Here is a 26,112-nt window from a genome sequence, read left to right as displayed (position 1 = left end):
AGTGGTTAGGCTTAATGACTTCCTAAAAATACTCTCGTTGTTATGTTTCTTTACGATCTAGACAGCTAATGACCACTACCTAGCTAATCACTTTTCCTTGATTAATCTAATTGCCTAGGGGTTAGGCCAAGGGGGGAGGGGTGGAGGTAATAGGCTTCCTAAGCGATTGCATCGGGTCACTACGTTCACACAAAATGTATTTTTTAAAAGTGGGTTTTTTCATTAGTAATAGTAGTTAATGAGAGTCACTGGATGCTAGCAATATAACACCGCTACATTCAGTCTCTAAATTTTCGTAGCATATATAAGCCCTGCTTAAATACTCAACAGTATATTGTTCAGTTTCTCCGAGTTTTGAGCTTACAAAATCTCTGATGTCCTTGAAGGAACTATGTATCCAGTTCTTTTCGACCTCATTTGTCATTTCTAAGTCAATAGAATACGAGGCTCGTGTGTTCGAGTCTTCACGGACAACTAAGTGTACTCTGTCTGAATATTCTATTTGCGGGGGAGTCGTAAGGTGCAAAAACTTAATTGTTCCAGATAGTTTGTCTCGAAGAACTTTATTGATTCCTGCGTTAGAAATAATATCGTGGCTTGTAGTGGTGAGGGACAATGCTATTTGTGTGTCACTTAGTCCAAGTTCAACAAGAGCAAAGTAGGTAAGAAGCGTATGTAGACGATCTTTTATTCTAAGCTCTGTTGTTATATAGCCTTCTTCATGTGGGGTATAGGGTACCCCATGGGCAATACTATTACGGATATTTCGTATTACATCAAAATCAGTTGCACTGAAGTTAGCAATACTCTGGGCTTCATACCCTTGGCTTTCCATTAGATAATAATATTTCTCCTTAAGAGTTGGCTGTGATGTGTTTTTAAGATTGTTAATAACCTCAATGAAATTGGCAATAAGTTGAAGGTCATCCCCTTGTAACTCGTTACGCTTAATGAACTCATTACTTTGTGATACTAGCTCTTGTTTATAAGACCTGAAGATATTCTTAGGTAGTTTATACCGTGTGCCTTGAACCTTTTTTGCACAGTACATTTCTAATGTAACCACTGTTGATAGTATTTCATGTTCCCAGTAATTAGTACCACTGTGCGGTAGTAAAGGTACAAGGCGACACCAGATATGTCTGAATGTATTCAACGTAAAAAAATTAACGATAATTCGCTCAATAACTTCCCAATTAATTAGGTTCTTAAAGCAGAGTAGTGTTTGATTGCCGTATACAAAGGGTTGTTTGTCATAGAGTACACTACCAAAAATGACAGATATATTTCTGTGTACATTGGGAGAATGAAGCCAACAGGTTTCGAGCGATAACGGATAGCCCACTAGGAGTGAAAATAAATTCCTAATTTCATGAGCTAGGTTGTTTATCTCGTCAAGATTAAAATTCCCTTTTTCTTTAGTGACTATCAAGTAGTCATCAATTTCAACTTCGTATTTTGTTGCTGAGTCCTGTCTTGACGATACGCTTCTTGAGTTTTTAATGTTGTATGCTTGGTCGCTAAACTTAAAGTTGACAGAGAAACTTTTTACAGTGACGTCGCGACTGATTGACTCATCTGTTATATTAAATCTTCTGATCTCCTCTAGCCAAGAGTGCAAGCCTGTTAGTTTAATATTTAAAGCGTCGCATTGTTCGATGGTGGTGTTTGATCGTGTTTTAGTCACGGATTTAGCTTGACAGAAATCGCCCCTAACATCCACGTCGTGTAAAACATAACAGGTTGAACTCTCTATACATTCACAGCTAACACTTTCAATATTATTATCCTCAAAATATTTGTTTGAGAGGATGGTCAAACGAGGGAGGGTGTTCCTACCTATTTCAAGTTTCCCCTGTAACTGCAACCCCTCTAATTCAAAGTTAACTATTTTTGTTTCTTCTTCGTAGAAGTTGAGGTGGAGACTGCTCATGCAAAACCCTTTGAGATTAAAATCCATTTACGTCTATCGTACTCTTATTATCACTTAACTGAAACTTCCAGATTCCAGAGGTTAGAGTGCTTTTCCCCTCCCAACCAATCGTGCTTAATGAATAGATAATTGTTAAGCTCACAAAGTAATAGACGTTTGAGTCATATATTTAGCTACTATGATAACTAGCTCATTCCCGCATCATGCATTGTTGAACCATGTAAACTTACTGATATAAATTGTACATTAACCTCTGACGGTGAGCTCTTTAGCATTGTTTAGAGTAACGAAATAGCTCTATTCCGCCTTTGATGATCCTGAGCCAATTAGATGTATTTCAATAGAGGTTCATTGTAAAAATATACATCAACAAGTGTTAATTAGAAATACACTGCAAAGTTAGTCTATAACCGACTCCCCAAGTTTGTATGGCCTTACTCGAGTACGTGTAACTCAGAAGGCATTGCTCACTTTCCGCATCATGCGTTTTATGAGCAGACCCATTGTTTAATTCATGAGGTTCTTCAGTTCGTTCGTTTTCCGCTACTGGCGGTTTATGAACGCCTCGAGTTCCTTTAGGGTGTCCATTTTTGGCATCATGCCGTTTTTGGACACTAACCCGCTGAGTTTCTTCAGCTTAGCTCATTCCCGCCACTGGCGATTTTGAGCTAGGTGAGTTTTCTGTTTGTACTTAAGCTTCGCTCATTTCCGCATAGTGCGTTTTTGAGCTAGGCGAGTCCTCTACCTGTTCATTACCTTGGCTCATTTTGGCATCATGCCGTTTAGAGCTAGGTGATTCCTAGCTCAATGCGCTTTAATGAAGCCAGCTAGCTCACCTTATTTCCCTTGAACCCCTCACATTCCTGTAGGTTTATTTACGAGGGATAGCAGCCGTAGATAATTGCTCTGCCTGTTCATTCTCAGGGTTTCCACTATGCCCTTTGACCCACTCCCAAGTAACAGACAGCTTAGAGTTTAATTCGTCTAACTGCTTCCATAGGTCTTGATTCAGCACTGGCTTTTTAGATGAGTTTAACCAGTTATTCTTCTTCCAATTCACTATCCAAGTATTAATCCCATCAACGATATACTTACTGTCTGTGGTGAGGACTACAGGTTTCTCAGGGTGTTTATCTAATACAACCTGTAGAGCGTTGATAGCAGCCGTAAGCTCCATTTTGTTGTTGGTCGTATTCTTAGCACCACCGCTACGCTTCAAGACTTTCTGTTCACCTTCTTCGTTTGTACGTTTCAAGATGAAGCCCCAACCACCTAGCTTTAAGTTGACCTGACAAGCTCCGTCTGTATAAGCGTAGATAGTAGTATCGTTGATAGGCGTTAATATATTGTTTTTCATAATTCTCCTAAATATTGCGACAATTAGCTTTAGCCGCTGTTAATAGCAGCCCTTTTTGAGAGCTACTTTCCTTTAGTCAGGGAATTTGAAGTATTTAATTTGGGGTTGGGGTAACAAAAATAATATTGCCTTACCACAATGGGGGTCACTAGCCACTCTTTACAAGTGAAGTAAGGCGTTTAACTGTAGCAATAGAAACACCTAGCTGGTTAGCCGTTTTCGAAATGGAAAGCCCTTGAGAGCGCAACTCAGCAACCTTCTCAGGGGTTACTTTTCTTGGTCGACCAATCTTCTTACCTTGTGCTTTAGCTCTTGCCTGACCCTCTATGGTGCGCTCTCTAATACGGTCACGTTCGAACTCTGCAAACGCCGTGAACATACGGAGCATGAGCTTACCTTCCGAGGTCGTAAGATCTTTGGTAGGGAGATCTAGGCTGTGCACGTTGATGCCTTTGTCACTCAGGAGATTAATAGTCTGTTGAACGTCTATGTTATCTCTTCCTAAGCGGTCTAGCTTTAAGACCACCAGCGTATCACCCTTCATCAGTTTATGTTCTACAAGGGCTCTGAAGCCCTCTCTTTGCATCGCACAGATTGAGCCTGATACTGTCTCTTCAACGATAAAAGCATCATCAACTAAGTAGCCTTTGTCTTTGAAAGCTTGCTTCTGGTTCTCAGTTGTTTGCTCAGTGGTTGACACACGACAGTAGAAGTAAGTCCGTTGGCTCATTAAGTTAACTCCTTGGATAAACTAGGGGGTATTTTAATGAGCTAGGCTAAAAAGTCAAAAGGGCACTTGTGAGCCATCCTTTGATAGGTCCAATGCTGGTGGCTCATAAATGAATGTTTTTAATCCCCCCTTTGGAAGTTTCCAATGATGGTGCAATATCTAGGGTTTAGCCCCCAAGGGGGGAGGGGTGGAGGTAACATCTTGCCTTAGCGATTGCATCGGGTCACTATGTTTACACAATATGTGTTTTACTTTTCGTCTATTTTGTTCGTGACCGTAACTTAACCTTCAGAGTGTTCATTTTTGGCATCATGCCATTTTTGAACACTATCTTGGTGAGCTTCTTCAGGTTGCCCATTTTCGGCCATTGGCTGAATGTGGGCAGACCCTTCAGGATCTTCTTCAGTTTGTCCATTTTCAGCATCATACCCATTTTGGACAGGCTCAGCGTTATCATCAGCTTGCTCCATTTCCGCATCATGCGTTTTTGGAGCAGAGCCCTCAGATTGGCTCATTTTCGCATCGTGCGTTTTTGAGCCGCGCTTAATCTAATCTACCTGCGAGCTGGGCTAACTTTACGTAATCATCCCAAAGCCAAAACCTAGGTAACCCAGCACCTTTACGTTTACCTGTACTAAAGTAACTTACTGCATCTGCGACTTCTTCAAATGCTGCAATTGATAACCCTCCTTTTGGTTTAAAATGAACATGTGAGTGTGTGCCAAAGACTTCCTTTTCTTCCACGCGTCCGAAATCTCCTCTAGCAGAAATCCAATGCATTTTTGAGCAATGTTTCATTGTATCTATGAAATCGCTTAGCCGCGTGCGCTCTTCTTTATCAAATGCATTACTTCTTCCAACGAAAGTATTTGTGAGGCGATGTCTTACTGCGTCGTCGATATAATTACCCTCATTGCTAAATTCCCTAAACCTCCTATCAAAGTCGATTAAGGCAATGAGTAATGTGAATATATTTATATATTGAGTAGCAGATGTAGATTTGTACTCCTCTTGTGCATATCTTAAACAAGCTTGAAGCTTTGCGACAAGTTGGTCTACGTCTCTAATACTAAGTTTATATGCTCTTGCTAACCATTCGATGAAATCGTTTAATCCATCTTCAGACAAATACGATCTTACCAGAGGGTATATTATTAGACCCTCGCTCTCGTATAACTTGTTCAACCTTTGCATTCTTAAATAAAGGCTGAGGTCTGGCTCATTTAACTTGGCTTCTCTGTCGAAGAAACGTTTTAGATATAAGCTTGAATCAAACGACGAACCGTACACAGCTTTAATAGAATGTTCTAATTGCTCACTGTCAGTTGCTACTACAAAAACAAAGTTCTTAGTAGTGAAGAAGTGCTTGATGACTTCAAGCATTTCAATTGCGTAGTTAGGCCTGCATCTGTCGAGTTCATCAACTAAAACTACAACGGGTAGTTCGTAACTAAAGTTTTGTTTTAGTACTTCAGCCAATAGAGCTAATTGATCTCGTATGTCTTTAATTGCCTCTACTTGCTCGACATGATTGCCCATTATGTCTTTCAGGTAATCTTGGTCTGTCTTTTCAAATAATGCCTTGGCTGCCTCAGTACCAACACTAGCTTCATCCAAAAGGTGTTTTGTAAGTAGCCCAGCTCCACCAACTATTGTGCCTTTAAGTGCTTTGCCTAAAAACTGCTGTACCTTTTCAAACTCATTACCAATGTTTTCATTAATCATTGATAACTGGTTTATCAATTCACTCGCCACGACGGATAAAGGTATTTCTGAGAAGTCACTTTCCCAAGCGTCAATGTATACAGTTGGGTAGCCTCTTTCACATAGGAGTGAATATAGTCGTCTGAGGAACTGAGTTTTACCTGTACCCCAAGCCCCATTTAAGTTCAATACGAACCCATCCTGCTCACCAGCGATATAACTCGCTATAAACTCTCCGTATTCACGCCTGTTAAGTTTGCAGGTGTCAAACGTATAGTCATCAAACCAATTTTTGTATTTGCAGTTTGTTATTGGTGATGGAGTATTTAAGGTCATGGCACTTCCTTGTTTTTGTATTTTATCGTTAACTATATGAATCCTAACATGAATGTGAGGGCTGCTTACAATGACTTCCCTCGGATGATACAAAACGCTGGTACAAAAAATTTAGGTGGTGTACTATTATGATGTTGAATTTAAAGGTTTTTATTTAGGTAGATGACAGTCGAGGGTTCGAATCCCTCCCTCTCCGCCATGCATTATGATAAAAAACCAGCTTCGGCTGGTTTTTTGCTTTTCGGCGTACGGTCGCAAGCTTCGGCCCTGCGGCGTTGCCTTGGGCTGTTCGTTCACTAGTGGTGAACTCGCTCCTCTGCGCCATGCATTAAAACGAAAGAGCCCAGCTAAATAGCTGGGCTTTTTTGTTTTAACAGCACTAGCTGAGTGGGGGAGGTCATGATGAAAACCCTAGTTCGACAAAACGCCGGGAGCGTTTTGTGCTGCGAAGCACCCGAAGGGGCGAATATAGGGATATATGAGCGCACCTAAATGCCGCGAGCATTTTAAGTCGCGTAGGCGCCCGCAGGGTTGCCTACAGGACGTAGGCAAGCTTATCCCTCCCGGTCGCAAGCTTCAGCCCTGCGGCGTTGCCTTGGGCTGTTCGTTCACTCGCGGTGAACTCACTCCTCACCTCAACACTTATAAGCCGATACAAATCGACATAAGTTCGGTTAATAGATAGACTTATGCCCTTATCTAACCAGACATAAAATAAAAATAACAATGTCGCAAACTCAGACTGTAATACTGGCCATTGGCGGGTTTCAGGGCTTTTTGTTGTTTACCTTATTAGTGAGTGACAAACGGGTTAACTACGCCAGTAAGTTATTGGCTATCCAGTGCTTGTTTATAGCTACAACTTTTGCTTTGCCACTAATCGTGGATGCAGGAGAAAGTCAATTTACTTGGTTGATAGCTTGGTTGGTGTTTCTACCCGCTTGTTATGGGGCTCTTACCTATTTGTATTGCCGAACAGCCATTACCGGTGCGCCGCTTAAGGCCAGTGATATTCTTCATCTTTTTCCCTTGGCAATATGCTACCTGCTCAATTACGACATCCTGTTTTCTGGCGACAAGGCGTTGAGTTTTGTCACCGTACCCGACACCACGCTTATCAAGCATACTCTGACAAAAATTGTTTTTTACGGACAAGTGGGCGTCTATTTAGCGCTGTTGATAACCATGGTCAGTCGCTACCAGGCCAAGGCTAAACAAACACTCTCCTCTTATAGCCCAGATATTTTTAAGTGGATTTGGAGCCTGGTGGCCTTTATGGTCGGGATATGGAGTTTAAAGCTGTTGTTTTACTTTATTAACTCGGCACCTATCGTCAATCTGCTTGCCGATTGCCTCCTGGTTTTAATGGTTTATTTTGTTGCAGTAGTCCAATGGCGCAACCCAAGTCTCTTTCATATTCGGCAACTGACAACACAACTGGAGCAGCCAAAGGATTCCGGTGCTAAAGCCTCTGCTGATGGTGTATTGGATCCAGATACGCGTTCAAGCATACTGAAATTGGTTCAAGATGAAGTCAAAAACCAGGCCCTATATCGGAACAGCGAATTGACCTTGGCCACACTTGCACAGCAGGTTGGTGTGAGTGTGCACCAATTGTCAGAGACCTTGAATCAAGCCGGTGGCAAAAATTTTAATCAATTTATTAACGAATACCGGGTGGCCGAGGTATGCGAGCAACTCGACCAAAAAAGCGAACGTAAATTAATTGATTTGGCTATGGATGCGGGGTTTTCTTCAAAAAGCAGTTTTAATGCCATCTTCAAAAAGCTTACGGGGCTGACGCCAAGTGCGTATCGATGCCAGTAGTGCTCTATCGGCTAGATCGGATATAGCGCCTAAAAAGGTGTAAAAACAACATATTGGACGTCTGATATTATAAGGCTGGACGCTTTTGATTCACCTGTGTGCTGAAATTACTCCATCAACAACAGATGGAAATACCCCATGTTTAAAACTCTTTTAAAATGGCTTTTTGGTCTCTTTATTGGCGTCAGCATTGTCGCAGCCGCTTATCTCGCTTGGTTTAAAAATGGCGTTAATTTTATTTATGGCGCCCATACCCAGGTCGTCGATCATCGCGCCTTTGCATCGCCCAGGCAGTTAACCGTAATTACGGATGTCAGCGTGCTCTCACCTGACGGCCAAACCATGCTACCCAATCGCACTGTGGTCCTGGATAAGGGAGAGATTCTCTCGGTGACCACCGAGGGCTCAATTCCCGCAGGTGCTATGGTCATACCTGGCCAGGGTAAATATCTTATTCCTGGCTTGGTGGACTCACATGCCCATCTTCTAAAGAGCCCCAACGATTTATTGCTTTACGTTGCCAATGGCGTCACCCATATTCGTGATTTGGGAGGCCCAGCCGAGCGTTTACAATTGCGTGAAGAGATTGACCAAGGTCGCGTTGGCCCTAGACTCTTTGTGTCTTCCCCACCCATCGACTCTATGGGACTGCTTGAGGGCGCATTTTGGGAGTTTATTACATTCCATAAAAATACCCATGATGTTGAGCATGCTAAAAGCATGGTCAAAGAGTTTGCCGAGCAAGGTTATGACGCCATTAAAATCTACCACCTAGATATGCCGACCTACCGTGCCGTGAATAAACTAGCCACCGAATTGGGAGTGCCAACCACGGGTCATTTTCCTTTGACCTTTGAGCTCTCGGAATTGGCGGTCACCCAACAAATGGAGGTCGCGCACCTTGAGGAAATTGTGCGGGTGCTGATCAGAGAGTTTGGTTCTATCAATAAGCAAGGCAGCGAGGCCTTCTATGCCCATGTAGAAGCCCGTGCCGACGAGATTATTGACGACTTATTGGCGAATGACATCACAGTAAATTCCGTCTTATGGTTTATGGAAAGCATCCACGATCAGTTCAGCAATCTTGAGGAGGCATTAAAAGAAGTGCATATGGAATACGCCAACCCAGGCCTGGTTGAAGGCACCAAAGACGGCGGCGAATATAAAGTGGGCTGGTTACCCGGCTATAATCAGTTCGAAGCTGTGAATGATGCGTCGGAGGAGGCTTACAAAAAGAGCGATACGTTCTGGCTAGCGCGGGAGAAAGCGCACCATATTTTATTAAAAGCCATGGTTCGTCGTGGCGTTAAGATCGTTGCCGGCACAGACGCGGGAGGCAACCTAGTGGTACCTGGCTTCTCACTGCATGACGAACTAAGTTCGCTAAATTTAGGCGGCATGAACCCGGCGCAAACGCTGGCAACCGCAACCAGAATTCCAGCGGAATTGATGAAGAGTAATGCCGGTATTATTGAACCTGGCCGACGTGCCGACTTGCTAATACTCAATCAAAACCCACTTACAGATATTGGCAACACTCGCAGCATAGATACGGTTATTCTAAACGGTCGTGTGTTTGCGCGAGAGCAGCTAGATGCAATGTTAGACGCGGTTAAGCAGGCGAACGCTAACAGTCGCAAAATCAATATTGATAAGTATCTCTAATCGACCTTGTCCTTTGAAACAAAGAGCCCAGCTATGTCGCTGGGCTCTTTTATATTTGCATCCGATTTACCCTAACTCCTGCGCCACTTCTGCTACTTTTTGTCGTAACCAGATATGGCTCACATCCCTATGCAGCAGCGGCGACCAAATCATGTCGAGCTCGAAAGGCGGAATGGGGAAGGGCGGCTCTAAAATGGTGAGCCCCGGATCGTCTTTGTATATTTTTGCCGCCTTAGAGGGCAAGGTGGCCACCAGGTTTAGCTCTTTAGCCAGGTGAATGGCTACGTGGTAATTACGAGTGAAAGTGGCAATATCCCTGTGTTTACCAAAGTGTGCCAGGGCTTCGTCAACCCAGCCGAGTTTTTGTACGTCCTTGGGATCCATACCCACACCGACGCCAAAACCGGTTTTACTCACCCAGATATGTCTGGCCTGCAAATAGCTCTCTAAATTAAAGCGCTCCAAAATGGGGTTGTCGGATTTAACCAGACAGCAGAAGCTGTCTTTCCAAATACGTTTGTGGTGGAAAGACTGAGGCAGTTTCTCAAAACGGTTGAGGGCCATGTCCACCTTGCCGTTTTCAACGTCGTGGAAGTTAACGTCGCTTGGCGTCAGTATATCCAAGGTGGTATCCGGTGCTTCGGCATGGAGTTTACTTAACAGGCGTGGAGCCAAGGTGCTGGCGGCATAGTCACTGGCCATAATGCGAAATACGCGCTTACTGCTGGCGGGCTCAAAGTCGCGGTTAGGGGCTAAGGTTTCTTCCAGGGTCATCAGCACCCCGCGGATCACAGGTTGCAGCTCTAAGGCGCGCTCTGTAGGGACCATGCCCTCACTGGTGCGCACCAATAGGGGATCGTTCAAAAGGTTACGTAGGCGTTTAAGGCCATTACTCATGGCCGGCTGAGTAATGCTGAGCTGATTGGCTGCCTTGGTGACATTACACTCGCGCAATAAGGTATCGAGATAAACGAGAAGATTTAAATCAATTTTGTTTATGTTCATTCCGCTATGCCATTTATTATATTTATAGTTAGTCTAGCTTATTCTTGGGTAGCAGAATAGGCTACCAAAGGTGTATAAATCGCTGTTCTTTGGGATAAGGATAAACCTGTTTATATTCGCCGCGAACAATTTTTTGCTGTGCCTGCTGCCAATAGGCGGCTTCAGTCAGCTCGCCATGATGACGCATAAATATTTCTTTATGAGTAGGGTTAGGTAACACAAAGGTGGTTAGCTGAGCCGGGAACACATCGTTTGGGGCGACCGACATGCTGTGCTCATCGTTGTAATCGAATTCGCGAAATTGCATATCTGTAAGATATTGAACTTCGTCATAGTCATAGAAGACCACACGCTGATGCTTAGTGACGCCAAAGTTTTTCAACAGCATATCGCCGGGGAAGATATTGGCGGCGATCATTTCTTTAAGTGCCTGACCGTATTCGATAATGGCGTGCTCGGCTTTTCCCTCATTCACCTCTTGCAGGTAAAGGTTTAGCGGCGTCATACGGCGTTCGATATAGAGGTGCTTGATGATCAGCATATCGCCTTCGATACGCATGGAATTAGCAATGCTGTTTTCCAACTGCTGCAGTAATTCATCGCTAAAGCAACTCAGGGGCAGAGCCACATCGGAATACTCCCAGGTATCGGCCATGCGGCCAACCCTGTCGTGGCGCTTAACCAGTTGATAACGCTCGAGTACGGTTTGTCTGCCAAAGGGTTTACTGGAGCCAAAGCGGTCGCGGATTATTTTAAATACGTAAGGGAAAGATGGCAGGTTGATAACCATCATCACCATGCCCGGAGTACCGGCGGCCAGCTCAAAGCGCTCCTGAGCATGCTGCATATGTGCCAGTAGCTCACGGTAGAATTCGGTTTTGCCCTGCTTATGAAAACCTATGGCGTTATAGAGTTCCGCCTTGGTTTTGCCAGGCATGAGTTGATTGAGAAAGTGCACTAAGGCCGACGGCGCATGAGTTTGCACCATAAAATAAGCGCGGGCAAAGCCGAAGATCACCCGCATTTGCGATGAACGCGTGAGCAGGGCATCGATATAGAGGCCGCGGTCTTTGTTATGCAATACTGCAATGATAAAGGGCTGGGAGCCAGTTGATGAAACTATACGACCGACGATATAGGCGGCCTGGCCGCGATAAAAGGGGGCCTGCAGTATGTCAAAGCGCATTTGGTGGCTTTTAACATGGGTGTCTGGCGCTTGTTTTATAAAAGCCTTTAATAACAAGCGAATATCACGTTCTAAATTGGCAAAGGCACAACCAAACTCAAACTGAGTGATAATTTGGCGAATGGTGGGTTTAAGGCCTTCAACCACGGGAAAGTAGCTGCGATATTCGGCCTCCACCGGCAGCGCCGGGGCATCGGCCAAGGTCGCCTGAACGAAGATAAAGTCGTTATTGTAGTATTTGCGTTCAAATAAACGACAAAACACCGAGTTATAAAAGGTTTCTGCGAGCTCAGCCTGAGGGTGAAAGGTTAAAAACTGCTTATAGCATTCCTTGGTGTCTATCCACAGCTGGGGATCGTCCGCCGGATCACTGACTACAGAGGCCAGAGTGTCGACGGTTTCATTAACGCGGGTATCATAATAGCTAATGCGCAAACTGGCGATATGACGCATGGTCGCCCAATCACGCTTGGCAAAGGCTTGGGGAGCTTGCGCCGTGATCGATTGGAACAACTTATAATGATGGAAAAACCCATTAAGAATTTGTTGCGCTATTGCTTGTGCATACACAGTTAAAGCCTCTAGAGTATAAACTCTAACCTACCTTAAGCCATGGTTCTAAGTCTTTGCAAGTGTTATTGATATTTTGCCAGGGACTTTTCTAACCTTGCCAGCTTTTGTTCGGTTTCTTTAATGCGCTGAGTATAGCGACGTTCAATGTCCTTGATATTAACCTGAACCTCTTTTTTCAGTGCCTTGCGCTCGTCATCTGACATCAGACGCTCCAGGCGTTGTTCTTCGGCCAGGGTTTTTGCACTGCGCTCGCGCTTTAACATCACCACCTTATGTTTGGTGCTGCGAATTTGCATATTGATGCTGTCGCGCTTATTTTCCTTTTCCAGCTCGGATAGTTGCTTGTTGTAGTCTTCTTTTGGGCCTCGTTGAGGAGACTTGGTATGTGTTACTTCTTGCTCCTTCGCATTTTTATCGCAAGGGAACTGGCTAAATACCGTGCCTTCTGACGTTTGACACTTAAAATATGTGGTATTGGCATAACCCAAAACTGGCAGCGCCGCGCTAAGTATTAACACACTTCTTAGGAGTGCTAATCTACTAGTCACTATTTCACCTCGCTTAATTATTGTTCTCATTCCTTACCCAATATAGATGAACTAAAATTGAATGTCACGGAAGTAAGCCAAAGGTATTAAAGCAAGGTGGTTGTTTTTTATCCGTTTTATTGCGCGTTAAAGCGTTTGAGCTGCTTAAGGCCTTGAATTAAAAAAGGCACATTAAGTTCTTGGTCGACATTAAAGCCCTCGCTGGCGGAAATATGTTTATAACTGCCATCGCTGCTTAACAGGGTAATGCGGTCTTTGCGCAGGGCGATAAACACCCCTTGTGAGTAATTGATATTGGGCTGAGTGTCATTACCCAGCATATTATTGGCAATTAATGCACTGGCTGCCAACTCTGGGCACTGCCAATGTTCGGCAAGCACTGTGGCCAGTATGTCCTGGGGTTGCACTATATGACCTAAACCCTGCAAACGCGTGTCTGAGCTCCACAATTGATTAATTGTCGTGATGCGCTCTGTGCTTTCGCTGGCAAGGGTAAAGGCAAAGACGGTATGTGAGTCTTGCACCGGCGTGTGCTCATCAAGGGAGACCTTGACCAGGGCGTCGGCATCGTCATGAATAAAATCAAATTGCGCTAGATTCGTTTGCAGCGTCAAAGGCGTGCGTCGCCACAGCGGATCTATGTGATCCTTGCTCATGCTTTGGCGGTAATAGCTGGGTAAGCCATACAGGGCATTGAATATAGTGTCTTCAGCGCTGGTTGGATGCAAAATAGGGGCAACCTGTTGTAGGGTCGGATTAGCCTGGGTAAAGCGGGCTAAGTCGGCCTGAGTGCTAAACAAGCGAATATCAACTGCGGCGGCATCCGGCGCCAGGTTGCAGCTTGGCAATTGCGCTGGCATCACAAAGCTGACATTGGGCGCATTGACATTAACCGAGCGCTGTTGCTCGTAACGTTTCAGATCCAGTAAGTCATTTTTCGCGAGCAGGGATTTTGCCGTAGTCGGGTAAGACAGAGGCAACATATTGTCCTGCTTGGTGATATCAAATTTTAGCTCGGCGTCGGCCCAAATATGAATGCTGTGGCTAAGGGCAAAACACACTACTAATGCAGTGGTGATGGTGCGACCAATACGCAGGCGTTTGAGGTCGCCCAGATGGTGCCAGGCATAATTACTGACGATCAGCTGATAGGCCAAAATCAACATGACAAAGGCACTTACCATCAGAGTCGACAACGCTGGGGTATTACTTACATTGCGCCAAAACAGGGATAAAATTTCCCCTAAGGCACTGTAATTCAAGTGATATCCCAGGTTGTAATAAACAAAGGCATCCACCGCCAGCAAGGTCATGCCTATGGTGGCCAGCACCGAGGCCATGCCGCGAATATGCCGAGGATAGGGAAAAACCAGGGACAGCGGGAATATGGTCAGCACAAAGGCTAGAAAAGTAATAAAGGCGGTGTGGCTTAACCAGGTCACCACCATATAAAAGGTGCCGATAGCCGTTGCTGGATGCGCATCGGCGAATAAATAGGCAAGGCTAAGCAACAACGCAAGACCAATATTAGCCAAGGTAAACCAGTGACCCCAGGCCAGTAACTGACTGACTCGAGAAGAAAATTGATTTTGCGTTGTCAGGTTCATTGGTTACTTCAACGAATCCGTTAGGGCATTAGCAAAGTTTTGCGCCACGGCAGCTCTTTTTGCCGCAGGCACATGCTCTTTAATAATATGCGTGATAGTATTGCCCAGACACATCAGGCTTAAATCAACCGGTGCCTTTTTTTCGGCAAGTACAGCTACAAGCTGGTCGACAAGTTGTTCTACTTCTTCATTGGTATATTTGGATAACGCTGGCATCGGTGGTTCATTACTGATTTATATATGTCCTTGTATTTTAACACCGTAGGAGTGAAAAACAAAGATGACCACTGAGGTTAAGAAGCTGGTTGTACATTACGTCGATAAAGACGACGGTAATACCCAAATTCACTTGCGCAATGACGAAATGCCCATCAATGAGCGCGTTAATGTGTTTATCGAGCAGTTACATCACGCCTATAACGGCAAGCCAGGCAAGGGTTTTTGTGCCTTCAGTGCAGACAAAAGCAGTGTTGTGGCAAGTGCCATGCAAAGCTACCGTAATCATGAGCTTGGCTTTTGGCAAGTCACCGAGCAGGCCGCTACGGTATTAAAAGAAGAGCTTGATAAATATGCCTTTAATGAAACCGGCTATCTGGTGTTTTGTCATTATCAGTATGTTGCCACGGAATATATTTTAATTGCCCTAATTAATATTAAAGAGCATTACAGTATTACCTCTGAGCTGGACTTGGCTTCTTCCCGTCACCTGGATATCACCCGCATGCAATTGGCGGCGCGCATCGACTTAGCAGCCTGGGACACGCAGGCAGACGATAACCGTTATATCTCCTTTATCAAAGGTCGAGCCGGGCGTAAGGTTGCCGATTTCTTCTTGGACTTCCTCGGCTGTGAAGAAGGTATCGACCCGAAACAACAAAGTCGCTCCATGTTGAACGCAGTTGAAGACTACCTAAGCGAGCAAGGCTTAGACAAGACGGAAAAAGATGAACGTCGTCGCGAAGTCTTTGATTATTGCAGTGACCGCTTAAGCAGTGGCGAAGATGCTCAAATCGATGAAATTGGTAAGGCTATCAGCAAGGATGATGAGAACAGCTTTAACGATTTTTATCAGCAGCAAAATTATGATTTGGCCGAGTCATTCCCGATCGATAAGAAAACCGTAACCGGCATGGTGAAGTTATCTGGCATGGGTGGTGGAGTGAGCGTTGGCTTTGAGCGCAAGCACTTGGGTGAGCGGGTTATTTACGACCCGGTTAATGACACCCTGACTATCAAGGGCGTGCCGCCAAATCTAAAAGATCAGCTTGAGCAGTTGGATAAGGAGTAGGGGGTAAACCTGCTTCTAGTCTTAGGAATATAAAAGACATAAAAAAAGCCGCTGAAATCAGCGGCTTTTTTCGTTTACCTTAATTACTCGGCATCAGCCTGAGCTACTTCAGGCACCGGCTCAGCGGCAATCTGTGGGGCTTTTGGTGTCGCCGCGCCACAGAATGCATGGTGTACAGGTGCAACTGAACCTGGCTTCAAGCCACTGTTGACCACGGCAGCACGCTGCTCTGCAGGCATTGGCTGTGGCAATTCACCCAGAGGTTGCATGGCTGGGGTTACCGGCTGTGTCATAGGCGCAGAGGCGTGACCGATTGCGCGTACGGCTTTAGCGGCTGGCTCAGCCGTTACTGTAACCTCTGCTTCAACTTGTGGGGCTTCTGCAGTTTCCGCAACAGGTGCTTCTTCAGCTACAACTTCAACCTTTTCCTCTTGAACAGGCTCGGCTGGTGTTTCAACAACTGTCTCGACAGCAGTTTCGACGGAAGTCTCGACATCAGTCTCGGCAAGTGTTTCAACCTGAGCTTCAACTTCAACTTCAACTGGTTTCGCTTCATCTTGCTCGGCGATAACTTCTACCGCAGGCTCTTCGCTGCTAGTCGCAGGCGTTTCAACAACCGTTTCTTCAGCTTGTGGCTCAACAGTTTCTGCAACAACTTCGGCTTGAGGCTCTGGGCTTGGTGCTGGAGCAGCTTCAACGGCTACTTGCTCCACCGGCGTTTCTACCGACTGCTCGACTGTCTGCTCTGCAGGTACAGTATCTTGCTTCGCTTCTTCCGCCATGGCTTGATCCGCTACCGGAATAAAGGCAGCCTTTTCCACTTCGCCTTCTTGCTTTTCACGGCGACGACGTTGACCAGCGGCGCGCAGGTGGCGTGGTGAACGACGGCTGCGAGTGCGGCCTTCTTTTTCACCCTCAGCTTGCTCTTCACCTTCTTGCGTCTCAGCGTTGGCGTTTTCCACCTGAGCTGCTGGCTCGGCTTTTGGCTCTGCCTTAGGTGCAGGCTTAGATTCAGCTTTTGGTGAAGCCTTTTCTTGTGCTGCATCAGCTTGCTGTTCTTGCACGGCAACTTCTTGAGTTGCTGCAATAACCGGCGCTGCTTGTTGCTTTTGAGCATCTACTGCAGGCTCAACCACAGGCGTTGCTGTTTCGGTTGTAAGCGTTTGCTCTGTCTGATTTGACACACGTACCTTCTTACGAAGGTTACGGCGCTGACGGCGCTGCTTAGGCTTTTGATCTTGCTCTTGTTGTTGCTCTTCTTGAGCTTCAACAACCGCTTCTTTGCGCACTTCCTCGTTATCGTTGCGGTTATCGCGACGACGGTTTTGCGAACGACGGCGTTTATTGCGGTTATCCGAGCTACGATTATCATCACGCTCGTTGCTGCGCTGACCACCACGTTGGCCGCCGCGCTCATCGCTGCGATTTTGCTCGTTGCTTTCGCTCTTCTCAGCTTCTGGCTTTTCACCGCCTTTTTGCTGAGGGCCTTTACCACGGTTACGCGACTGATTGCTGCGACGACGCTGGTTATTGCGACGACGTTCACCAGAGCGGCGCTCTTTTTGCTCTTCTTGACCTGACTTTTTATCTTGCTCTTTTTGCTCTTCGCCGCCGAACAGACCTTTAAGCCATTTGCCGATGCGCTCAAGCAGGCCTAGTTGTGCAGGCGCTTTGGCTTGAGGGCTGGCCGCTTTAGGCTGAGCAACAGGTGCAGGCTCGTGTGGCATGACTACGCCTTTAAGCACAGGCTCTTCACGTTGTGGCATAGCCGGCGCACGTGAGTACTCAATTGCTTCCGGCTCCGGCTCAATGATTTGCTCGTAGCTTGCTGCTTCTAGGGTCTCGTCTTTGCGTAAACGTACGACTTCGTAATGCGGTGTTTCCATATGTTGATTAGGAATGATCACCACATCACAGTTGTGACGTTTTTCGATGCGCTGCACGCTGCGGCGCTTTTCGTTGAGCAGGTAGGCGCCAACGGCAACTGGTACCTGAGCATTAACCTGAGCGGTATTGTCCTTGATCGCTTCTTCTTCGATTAAGCGCAAGATAGACAAGGCGATAGACTCGTTTGAACGAATGGTACCTTGGCCACTACAACGTGGGCAGCTGCCTTGGCTCGCTTCACCCAGTGAAGGGCGCAGGCGCTGACGTGACATTTCCAACAGGCCAAAACGAGAAATTTTGCCGATCTGCACGCGGGCACGGTCTTGACGTGCCGATCTTTAAGGCGGTTTTCTACTTCACGTTGATGGCGCGGCGGCGTCATATCGATAAAGTCGATAACAATCAAACCACCCAGGTCACGCAGGCGTAACTGGCGGGCGATTTCATCGGCGGCTTCCAAGTTGGTATTAAGTGCGGTTTCCTCAATATCGCTACCTTTTGTCGCTTTTGACGAGTTGATATCGATAGAGGTCAGTGCTTCCGTCGGGTCAATAACGATTGAACCACCAGAAGGCAGACGTACTTCGCGTTGGAAGGCCGACTCAATTTGGCTTTCAATTTGATAATGCGTAAACAGGGGCACATCGTTTTGGTACAGCTTCACGCGATTCATAAAGTCTGGGCGGAAGCGTTCTATATGGGCTTTTGCTTCTTCGAATACGCGCGGCTTGTCGATTAGGATTTCACCGATATCGCGACGTAGATAGTCACGAATAGCGCGGAAAATAACGTTGCTTTCTTGGTGAATTAAGAAAGGTGCCTTGCCGCTGTCGGCTGCATCTTTAATCGCCTGCCAATGTACCAGAAGCGCTTTTAAGTCGTAGTCAAGCTCTTCGTATGATTTGCCTACACCTGCGGTGCGAACAATCAGGCCCATGCCTTTAGGCAGGTCCAGGCGGCTTAGCGCTTCTTTAAGCTCGGCGCGCTCATCCCCTTCGATACGACGAGAAATACCGCCAGCACGAGGGTTATTTGGCATAAGCACCAGGTAGCTACCGGCAACACTGATAAAGGTGGTTAGCGCAGCGCCTTTTTGGCCACGTTCTTCTTTATCAACCTGGACGATCACTTCCTGACCTTCACGGATCACATCCTTGATATTAGGACGGCCGCTGAAGGTATAACCGCTAGGGAAGTAAGTGCGGGCAATTTCTTTCAGTGGTAAGAAGCCATGGCGTTCGGCGCCGTAGTCAACAAAAGCGGCTTCAAGTGAAGGTTCGATACGGGTAATTTTACCCTTGTAGATGTTTGCTTTCTTTTGTTCGTGTCCAGGGCTTTCGATGTCTAGATCGTACAGGCGCTGGCCATCAACCAGTGCTACGCGCATTTCTTCTTGCTGCGTCGCATTGATTAGCATGCGTTTCATATTGTTACTCTTAAATTCTTTACATAGTGCCCGACCTGACTTGGGTCGTTCGGCGCTCTTCTTTGTGTCTTAGGTACAGTCTCACGACTGGGCTTTTAACGAAAAAGCTTAACGTTTTAAATCTACCTTGGAGTGGTTTGGCAGTAATTTTGAGCCACTACACCACATCTAAGTTTATGCCCTCAGCTAGGGGCTGACAGGCGACGCACAAGGCAATAGTCGTTTACCGTTACACCAAATGGTGGTCGATAGCATTATGATTTTGTTTAATTACAGGCCGTTCGCTGACGTTCTATTTAATGCTGAATCGTGCGCAAAAGACCTAATGTTCTATTCTTCGTTTCCTATTATTACCCCGTTGGGCTAATCACCACTTGCGGTCGCAGCCAAACAAACAATCTATTACGCGCATTGTTTGTCACTGCATTCACGTGGTTTCTGGGTGATAAAGCTGTGGAAATACGAGCTCGAATCTGTATGATCGCCATTCCCAGAATGTGTTGCACGCAAGTTTTGGTTAAAACCAAAGGTGATGTAAAATCTTGTGTTATGCACAGGTTTTACAAGGGCGATTATCCCACTAAAACCTCAGCATAAGCAACTAAATTATGACTCAAATCAGTGATTAGGTAATGAAAGAGACAATTGGCACCCAGGTTTGCTTTGTAACCGTTGATGAAGACTACAGCGGACAACGCATAGATAACTTTTTGATAACCAAACTCAAAGGGGTGCCAAAAAGCGCGGTATACCGTATTTTGCGCAAAGGCGAGGTGCGGGTGAATAAAAAACGTGTCAAGCCTGTGTATAAATTACAAGCAGGCGATACTGTACGTATTCCGCCGATTAAGGTGGCCGAGCGCAGCGAGCAGCCTATACCGACCAATTTAGATAAGGTGAGTAAGCTCGAAGATGCCATCTTGTTTGAAGACAAATATCTTATTGTTATCAACAAGCCTGCCGGTATGGCGGTGCACGGTGGTAGTGGCTTGAGTTTTGGTCTTATCGAAGCATTGCGCGCGCTGCGCCCGAATGACAGAAACTTGGAGCTGGTGCACCGCTTAGACCGAGATACCTCGGGCTGTCTGCTTATCTCGAAAAAACGCTCGGTCTTGAAGTCTCTGCACGAGCAATTGCGCGAAAAAACCATGGAAAAGAACTACTGGGCCTTAGTAGCCGGGCAGTGGGACGCCAAGGTGCGTAATGTGAATGAGCCGCTAAATAAAAATACCCTGCAATCCGGTGAGCGCGTGGTGCGTGTTGACCATGAGCGCGGTAAAGCCTCCCATACGCGTTTTCGCGTTCTGGAGCGTTTTGAAAATTGCTCCTTGGTGCAGGCATCACCTGTGACCGGGCGTACTCACCAAATTCGTGTGCATACTCAGTGTAAGGGTCATCCTATCGCCTGTGATGATAAATATGGCGATCAAGCTTTTGATGGGCAAATGCGTGCTCAGGGCTTAAACCGCTTATTCTTGCACGCTCGTGAGCTGCGCTTTTTCCATCCGCAAACGGAAACTACCTTGGCTCTGGAAGCGCCTTTAGATGCGGCATTGGAACATTGTTTAGGACGCTTACGTGAGCAAAATCAATAACAAAGAGCTGCTGATATTCGATTGGGACGGCACCATTATGGACTCGGTGCCGAAAATTGTGGCGACACTGCAAAGTGCGGCGCGCGCATTGAGCGTGCCCGAGCCCGACCCGGTGAGCGCAAAGAATATCATAGGCCTAAGCCTAGATACCGCGGTGGCCACCTTGTTCCCCGAGCATAGCGAGTTTCATCAGGCCCTTGAAGAGCAATATAAGCACCATTATCTGGCCGTTGACACCACACCAACGCCGCTGTTTGATGATGTTGAAAGCACGCTCACGGCGCTAAAGAATAAAGGTTATGCCTTGGCGGTGGCAACCGGCAAAAGCCGTAAGGGCTTAGACAGATTGCTGGGTGAAACCGGTCTGGCGCATTTTTTTGATATAACCCGTACTGCTTGTGAGGCCCAATCTAAGCCGCATCCGCAAATGCTGGAGCAGATCCTTGCCTTTTATCAACTGTCGCCACAGCAGGCAGTGATGATAGGGGATACCCAAATCGACATGCAACTGGCAGCCAATGCCGGGGTTGACAGCATAGGCGTGACCTTTGGTGTGCATGCCAAGGAAGAACTGGAAATCTTCAATCCCAAGGCGACTGTAAACAGTTATCGGGAATTATTGGCGCTATTTTAAGCGCCATTTTTATGCTGGTGTGCTGGCACAGTTACAGCGCCAGCGGATCTATGCCCCAATCTAACAAGAGTTGGTTAAGGCGTAATAAAGGCAGGCCAACTAGAGCATTGGGATCATCGCCCTTAAGGGCTTCAAAAAGACAAATCCCCAAGCCTTCGCTTTTAAAGCTGCCGGCACAATTAAGCGGTTGCTCTTTGGCCACATAAAGACGTATTTGCTCGGCACTTAAATGGCGAAAATGAACCTCAAATGGCTCGACTATTACCGTATTTTTGCCCGTTTCTATGTCGAGCAGGGCTAAAGAGGTTAAAAAGGTGACTTTTTCGCCGCTAAAACGAGCCAGCTGCGCTTCGGCCTTGGCCACGGTGTGGGGTTTTCCAAGTATATCCCCCTGGTGCAGAGCCACCTGATCTGAACCAATCACCAGCCCTTTGTCATACAAGTTACACGCGGTTTGGGCTTTTTCCAGAGCCAAACGGCGTACCAGTTGCTCCGGCTTTTCGTCGGCTTTGGCTGACTCGTCAATTTCGGGTGAAAAATGGTGAAATTCAGGGATAATTTTTTTTAATAATTGCTGCCTAAAAGGCGAACTTGAGGCTAAGATAAAAGCTGTTTTCATTGCCCGATCATCGAATTGTTAAATATCGGCTCTAGAATACGGCGCAATCGGGCGAAAAACAAAAGGAAAGTCGAATTTTATTTTGACTCTAATGATAACTATCTATATGATGCAGCCCCTATGCAAAAGGTGAAGATTCCCGTCACCCTTGATCCGGGCAGGGCAGCACAGCGTCAGCTAAGTTATGATGGCGTGGTGATGTTTGAAGAACTTTCTCGATTCGAGCAAGTTGTGCTGGATAAAAGTGGTGAAGTAGCGGTACAAATTCATTGCAAGCAGGACGAACAAGGTTTAACTGTGCTAAGTGGTTCTTTAAAGGCCCGAGCCACCCTTATTTGTCAGCGTTGTAATGAAGAGTTTGGGTTGGATTTGGAACAAGACTTTGCGTATACGCCGGTTGGCATGGGTGCAGAGTCAGATCATCTCCCTGATTACTACGATCTTGTGGAGCTAGATGAGAACGGAGAAGTCAACATTCGACAATTAGTTGAAGACGAGTTGATTTTGGCCATTCCTATCGTGCCTATGCATGACGAAGCATCTTGTCGTTACTCAGAGCAACAAAAAAGCTTTGGTAAAATCGACGAAGAAGATGAAAAACCAAATCCATTTGAAATTTTGAAACAACTTAAGAAAGATTCTTAGGAGAAGGCTAATGGCGGTACAAAAAAGCAAGAAGTCTCGTGCAAGACGTGGTATGCGTCGTTCACACGATGCGATCAGTGGTCCAGCTCTAACAGTTGATAAAGTGACTGGTGAAACTCACCGTCGTCACCACATCACTGCAGACGGCTACTACAAAGGCGTTAAAGTAATTTCTAAGTAAGAGATTGCTTTATGCAACGCAGTCTAACCATTGCGTTAGATATGATGGGGGGCGATTACGGCCCCCGTTCATCTATCCCAGCCGCAGTTGAAGCGGTCCATCTTCATAGTTCACTTACCCTGATCCTCTGCGGTAATGAAACCCTAATTCAAGAGCAGCTTTCCCGTTTAGACGCGCTGCAGCACCCACGCTTAAAAATCAAACATTGTACGCAAATCGTCACCAATGCCGATGAACCCGCGTATGCGTTACGTAATAAAAAAGATGCGTCTATGCGTGTGGCCCTTGATTTGGTTAAATCCGGGGAAGCTCAGGCCTGTGTAAGTTCCGGCAACACAGGGGCGTTATTCGCCATTGCTCATTATGTTCTAAAAATGTTGCCCGGCATTAAACGCCCGGCGCTGATCTCTTCGGTACCCACAGAAACAAAACGACCGGTTTATTTATTGGATCTTGGCGCCAATGTCCATTGCGATGCTCATACCCTGTATCAATTCGGGATCATGGGCGCTGTGGTGGCGCGCGAGGTGCAAGACATTGAACACCCTAAGGTCAGCTTGCTCAATATCGGCTCCGAAGACATTAAGGGTCATGAGGGTATCAAAGAGGCAGCTCAGTTGATGACGCGCTGTAACAGCATTAACTACACGGGTTACAGCGAGGGTAGTGATATTTTCAGTGGCAAGGCCGATGTGATCGTCTGTGAAGGTTTTGTCGGGAATGTGGCACTGAAAACCTGTGAAGGAATTGCAAAACTGATCATGCATAAGATGACTAAAGCCTTGAAAAAGCATTTGCTTTATCGTGGCTTGGCGCTATTACTTATGCCTGTCATAAAAAAGATCTATAAAAAGGTGAACCCCGACCAGTATAACGGCGCATCTTTGGTAGGATTGCGCGGTATAGTGGTTAAAAGTCATGGAAATGCATCGGCAAGTGCATTTCTAGCGGCAATTAATGAGGCTGTTAAGGAAGTGCAACGACAGTTGCCCGAGAAGATTCAAGCGGCCTTTGCTGAGAACGAGCCAACGCCAGATACGAGCGCAGAAAACTCGTAAACTCCCTCCTCATTAATGCCTGCCAAAATTCGCGAACATCGCTAAAACAATACGAAAGAGCAGCATATGTCTGAAAAAATCGCAATATTATTTCCTGGTCAAGGCTCACAAAGCGTTGGCATGTTATCCGAGCTACTGAGCGAGTCTGAGGTAGTTAAAGCCACCTTTGCAGAAGCATCAGAAGCCCTTGGCTATGACTTGGCAGAGCTAGTGCTTAATGGTCCAGAAGAAGAGCTAAATCAAACTCACCGTACGCAACCTGCGTTATTGTGTTCTTCAGTGGCTATTTTCCGTCACTGGCAACAACTAGGCGGTGCAGAGCAAGAAGTGGTATTGGCTGGTCACAGTCTAGGCGAATACTCGGCGCTGGTATGTGCCGGTGTACTGAGCCTGGCCGATGGCGTTAAGCTGGTTGAAAAGCGCGGTCAATATATGCAGCAAGCCGTACCTGCTGGTGTAGGTTCAATGGCGGCCATCATTGGTCTTGACGATGATGCAATTGCTAAAGCCTGTGCCGACAGTGCCCAAGACCAGGTAGTTGCGCCAGTGAACTACAATTCACCGGGTCAGGTGGTGATCGCCGGCAATAAAGAAGCCGTAGATCGCGCCAGCGAAGCCTGTAAAGAAGCAGGTGCTAAGCGTGCACTGCCGCTTGCGGTAAGTGTACCTTCACACTGTGAACTGATGAAGCCTGCCGCCGAGCAGCTTAAAGGCGACCTTGACGCTTTAGCACTAAACGCGCCTCAATACACGGTGATCAACAACGTTGATGTGGCTGCCGAGCAGGATGTTGAAGCCATTAAAGATGCCTTGGTACGCCAGCTTTACAGCCCAGTTCGCTGGACTGAAACCGTACAAGCCATTGCTAAAATGGGCGTTACTCAGGCCTTTGAATTTGGTCCTGGCAAGGTTCTAACCGGCCTGGTAAAACGAATTGATAAAACCCTTGATTGCAGCGCTGTTAACGACAGTGCCAGCGCAGAAGCAGCTAAATAAAAGAGAACAAAAATGGCAAATTTATTTTCCCTAGAGGGCAAAGTAGTCCTAGTAACAGGTGCAAGCCGTGGTATTGGTAAAGCAGTTGCTGAGCAATTGGTTGCGCAGGGCGCAAAAGTTGCGGGCACGGCAACCAGCGACGGTGGTGCTGAGAAGATCTCTGCTTACCTTGGTGAGAACGGCAAGGGTTATAAGCTAAACGTGACCGATGCCGAGTCAATCGAAGCAACTTTGGCGGCGATTAAAGCAGATCTGGGTGACATAGATGTATTGGTAAACAATGCCGGTATCACTCGCGATAATCTGCTAATGCGCATGAAAGACGACGAATGGCAGGATATTATCGATACTAACCTATCGTCTATCTTCCGCCTGTCAAAAGCCGTATTGCGTCCTATGATGAAGAAAAAGTCCGGCCGTATCATCAACATAGGTTCTGTTGTGGGCACCATGGGTAACGCTGGTCAGGCCAACTATGCTGCTGCAAAAGCCGGCGTAATTGGTTTTTCTAAGTCGTTGGCTCGTGAAGTGGCCTCACGTGGTATCACGGTGAACGTTGTTGCTCCTGGCTTTATCCAAACCGATATGACAGACGAGCTAACCGAAGAGCAAAAGGCGGCAACGCTTGCCAATGTACCGGCTGGTCGTCTTGGTCAACCGAATGAAATTGCAGCGGCTGTATGCTATTTGGCGTCTGACGCCGCGGCGTACGTTTCCGGCGAAACTCTGCACGTTAACGGCGCGATGTATATGGTTTAAGGCTCTATCGGAGCCAAGAAAGGTCACAAAAACTCGACTAAAAAGATTGAAGTTTTTGTGATCTTGCTTTAAACATACTTGAAATCGCTATGAAAATGGGCGATAAAAGTGCAACTTTACTTTGATACAGGTTTGACCAGAGAAAAAACTCAGGGCAAATCCTTGAATCAGACAAATATGCTGCGTAAACTACGCCGCAATCTGAAAAAATAACGCAGTAGCGTTTAAATAAAGGAAAGAAGAATGAGCGACATCCAAGAACGCGTAAAGAAAATCATCGTTGAGCAACTAGGTGTTAAAGAAGAAGAAGTAAAATCTGAAGCGTCTTTCGTTGATGATCTAGGTGCGGACTCTCTTGATACTGTTGAGCTAGTAATGGCGCTAGAAGAAGAATTTGATACTGAGATCCCAGACGAAGAAGCTGAGAAGATCACTACAGTTCAAGCTGCTATCGATTACGTTACAGCTCACGCTGAGTAATCAACGCATTTCTTTTAAGGGCAGCATCCGCTGCCCTTAGTCTATCTGAGACCCCCATCTTTTATTCCCTTTT

Annotated in this window: 22 protein-coding genes and 1 pseudogene; 11 read left to right on the top strand and 12 right to left on the bottom strand. The window is 46.3% G+C overall.

Annotated elements, in window-relative coordinates:
- Positions 1-235 precede the first annotated feature (235 nt).
- The 5 genes from C2M24_RS13320 to C2M24_RS13300 all read right to left on the bottom strand — a co-directional run bounded on the left by C2M24_RS13320 (position 236) and on the right by C2M24_RS13300 (position 6,060).
- Positions 236-1,933 (bottom strand): hypothetical protein, encoded by a 1,698-nt coding sequence (locus tag C2M24_RS13320; RefSeq protein ID WP_158683766.1) that lies wholly within the window; start codon positions 1,931-1,933, stop codon positions 236-238.
- Between the two features lie 871 nt (positions 1,934-2,804).
- On the bottom strand, positions 2,805-3,290 hold the full coding sequence (gene rnhA / locus C2M24_RS13315) for a ribonuclease HI (RefSeq protein WP_105215470.1): 486 nt from the start codon (positions 3,288-3,290) through the stop codon (positions 2,805-2,807).
- Positions 3,291-3,438: 148 nt separating this feature from the next.
- Positions 3,439-4,020, bottom strand: coding sequence for a recombinase family protein (locus tag C2M24_RS13310; RefSeq protein WP_105215468.1), 582 nt, complete (start codon positions 4,018-4,020; stop codon positions 3,439-3,441).
- 281 nt (positions 4,021-4,301) lie between these two features.
- A complete protein-coding gene (locus C2M24_RS13305) occupies positions 4,302-4,535 on the bottom strand; it encodes a hypothetical protein (protein WP_158683765.1) in 234 nt (77 codons plus the stop codon).
- A gap of 28 nt (positions 4,536-4,563) precedes the next feature.
- On the bottom strand, positions 4,564-6,060 hold the full coding sequence (locus tag C2M24_RS13300) for a KAP family P-loop NTPase fold protein (protein ID WP_105215464.1): 1,497 nt from the start codon (positions 6,058-6,060) through the stop codon (positions 4,564-4,566).
- A gap of 726 nt (positions 6,061-6,786) precedes the next feature.
- Here C2M24_RS13300 and C2M24_RS13295 point away from each other — a divergent pair.
- A complete protein-coding gene (locus tag C2M24_RS13295; protein ID WP_105215462.1) occupies positions 6,787-7,887 on the top strand; it encodes a helix-turn-helix domain-containing protein in 1,101 nt (366 codons plus the stop codon).
- 138 nt (positions 7,888-8,025) lie between these two features.
- A complete protein-coding gene (locus C2M24_RS13290) occupies positions 8,026-9,552 on the top strand; it encodes an amidohydrolase family protein (RefSeq protein ID WP_105215460.1) in 1,527 nt (508 codons plus the stop codon).
- 66 nt (positions 9,553-9,618) lie between these two features.
- Here the strand turns inward: C2M24_RS13290 and C2M24_RS13285 are convergent, their stop codons facing one another.
- From C2M24_RS13285 to C2M24_RS13265, 5 genes are all read right to left on the bottom strand, one after another.
- Entirely contained in the window at positions 9,619-10,557 is a 939-nt protein-coding gene (locus C2M24_RS13285; protein WP_105215458.1) for a LysR family transcriptional regulator, read from the bottom strand.
- A gap of 61 nt (positions 10,558-10,618) precedes the next feature.
- Complete coding sequence (gene aceK / locus C2M24_RS13280) at positions 10,619-12,313, bottom strand: bifunctional isocitrate dehydrogenase kinase/phosphatase (RefSeq protein ID WP_105215456.1); 1,695 nt, start codon at positions 12,311-12,313, stop codon at positions 10,619-10,621.
- A gap of 65 nt (positions 12,314-12,378) precedes the next feature.
- Positions 12,379-12,864, bottom strand: a complete 486-nt coding sequence (locus C2M24_RS13275) for a DUF4124 domain-containing protein (RefSeq protein WP_158677897.1) — start codon at positions 12,862-12,864, stop codon at positions 12,379-12,381.
- Between the two features lie 116 nt (positions 12,865-12,980).
- Positions 12,981-14,471, bottom strand: a complete 1,491-nt coding sequence (locus tag C2M24_RS13270; RefSeq protein ID WP_105215454.1) for a DUF3413 domain-containing protein — start codon at positions 14,469-14,471, stop codon at positions 12,981-12,983.
- 3 nt (positions 14,472-14,474) lie between these two features.
- Positions 14,475-14,687 (bottom strand): DUF1414 domain-containing protein, encoded by a 213-nt coding sequence (locus C2M24_RS13265; RefSeq protein ID WP_105215452.1) that lies wholly within the window; start codon positions 14,685-14,687, stop codon positions 14,475-14,477.
- Between the two features lie 64 nt (positions 14,688-14,751).
- Between C2M24_RS13265 and yejK the strand changes: the two genes are divergently transcribed.
- Positions 14,752-15,759 carry a nucleoid-associated protein YejK gene (yejK, locus tag C2M24_RS13260; RefSeq protein ID WP_105215450.1) on the top strand — a complete coding sequence of 336 codons (1,008 nt, stop codon included), beginning with the start codon at positions 14,752-14,754 and terminating at the stop codon, positions 15,757-15,759.
- A gap of 83 nt (positions 15,760-15,842) precedes the next feature.
- Here the strand turns inward: yejK and rne are convergent.
- Positions 15,843-19,072, bottom strand: a pseudogene (gene rne / locus C2M24_RS13255) (ribonuclease E).
- A gap of 632 nt (positions 19,073-19,704) precedes the next feature.
- Here rne and rluC point away from each other — a divergent pair.
- Entirely contained in the window at positions 19,705-20,667 is a 963-nt protein-coding gene (gene rluC, locus C2M24_RS13250) for a 23S rRNA pseudouridine(955/2504/2580) synthase RluC (protein ID WP_105215448.1), read from the top strand.
- Positions 20,651-21,301: an HAD-IA family hydrolase gene (locus C2M24_RS13245; RefSeq protein WP_325034823.1), complete on the top strand. Its 651-nt coding sequence runs from the start codon at positions 20,651-20,653 to the stop codon at positions 21,299-21,301. Before rluC ends, C2M24_RS13245 begins: the two co-directional genes overlap by 17 nt.
- A gap of 31 nt (positions 21,302-21,332) precedes the next feature.
- On the opposite strand, the gene C2M24_RS13240 is transcribed toward C2M24_RS13245, so the two are convergent.
- The gene (locus C2M24_RS13240; protein ID WP_105200474.1) at positions 21,333-21,920 is read right to left on the bottom strand and encodes a Maf family protein; all 588 of its coding nucleotides are present in this window, start codon (positions 21,918-21,920) and stop codon (positions 21,333-21,335) included.
- Between the two features lie 120 nt (positions 21,921-22,040).
- Here C2M24_RS13240 and yceD point away from each other — a divergent pair, with 120 nt between their 5' ends.
- The 6 genes from yceD (at position 22,041) to acpP (ending at position 26,039) form a co-directional block, all read left to right on the top strand.
- On the top strand, positions 22,041-22,565 hold the full coding sequence (gene yceD, locus C2M24_RS13235; protein WP_105215446.1) for a 23S rRNA accumulation protein YceD: 525 nt from the start codon (positions 22,041-22,043) through the stop codon (positions 22,563-22,565).
- A 10-nt stretch (positions 22,566-22,575) separates the two neighbouring features.
- Positions 22,576-22,746 (top strand): 50S ribosomal protein L32, encoded by a 171-nt coding sequence (rpmF, locus tag C2M24_RS13230; protein ID WP_105190738.1) that lies wholly within the window; start codon positions 22,576-22,578, stop codon positions 22,744-22,746.
- Positions 22,747-22,757: 11 nt separating this feature from the next.
- Entirely contained in the window at positions 22,758-23,804 is a 1,047-nt protein-coding gene (gene plsX, locus C2M24_RS13225; protein ID WP_105200472.1) for a phosphate acyltransferase PlsX, read from the top strand.
- A 66-nt stretch (positions 23,805-23,870) separates the two neighbouring features.
- Positions 23,871-24,800, top strand: coding sequence for an ACP S-malonyltransferase (gene fabD / locus C2M24_RS13220; RefSeq protein ID WP_105200471.1), 930 nt, complete (start codon positions 23,871-23,873; stop codon positions 24,798-24,800).
- Positions 24,801-24,812: 12 nt separating this feature from the next.
- On the top strand, positions 24,813-25,559 hold the full coding sequence (gene fabG / locus C2M24_RS13215; protein ID WP_105200470.1) for a 3-oxoacyl-ACP reductase FabG: 747 nt from the start codon (positions 24,813-24,815) through the stop codon (positions 25,557-25,559).
- A gap of 243 nt (positions 25,560-25,802) precedes the next feature.
- Positions 25,803-26,039: an acyl carrier protein gene (gene acpP, locus C2M24_RS13210; protein ID WP_010374019.1), complete on the top strand. Its 237-nt coding sequence runs from the start codon at positions 25,803-25,805 to the stop codon at positions 26,037-26,039.
- Positions 26,040-26,112 lie beyond the last annotated feature (73 nt).

It is taken from the genome of Pseudoalteromonas sp. T1lg22, from assembly GCF_002964645.1.
GTDB lineage: Bacteria > Pseudomonadota > Gammaproteobacteria > Enterobacterales > Alteromonadaceae > Pseudoalteromonas.
Note: the sequence above shows the minus strand (reverse complement) of the source record. Positions and strands in the feature narration are given on the sequence as shown.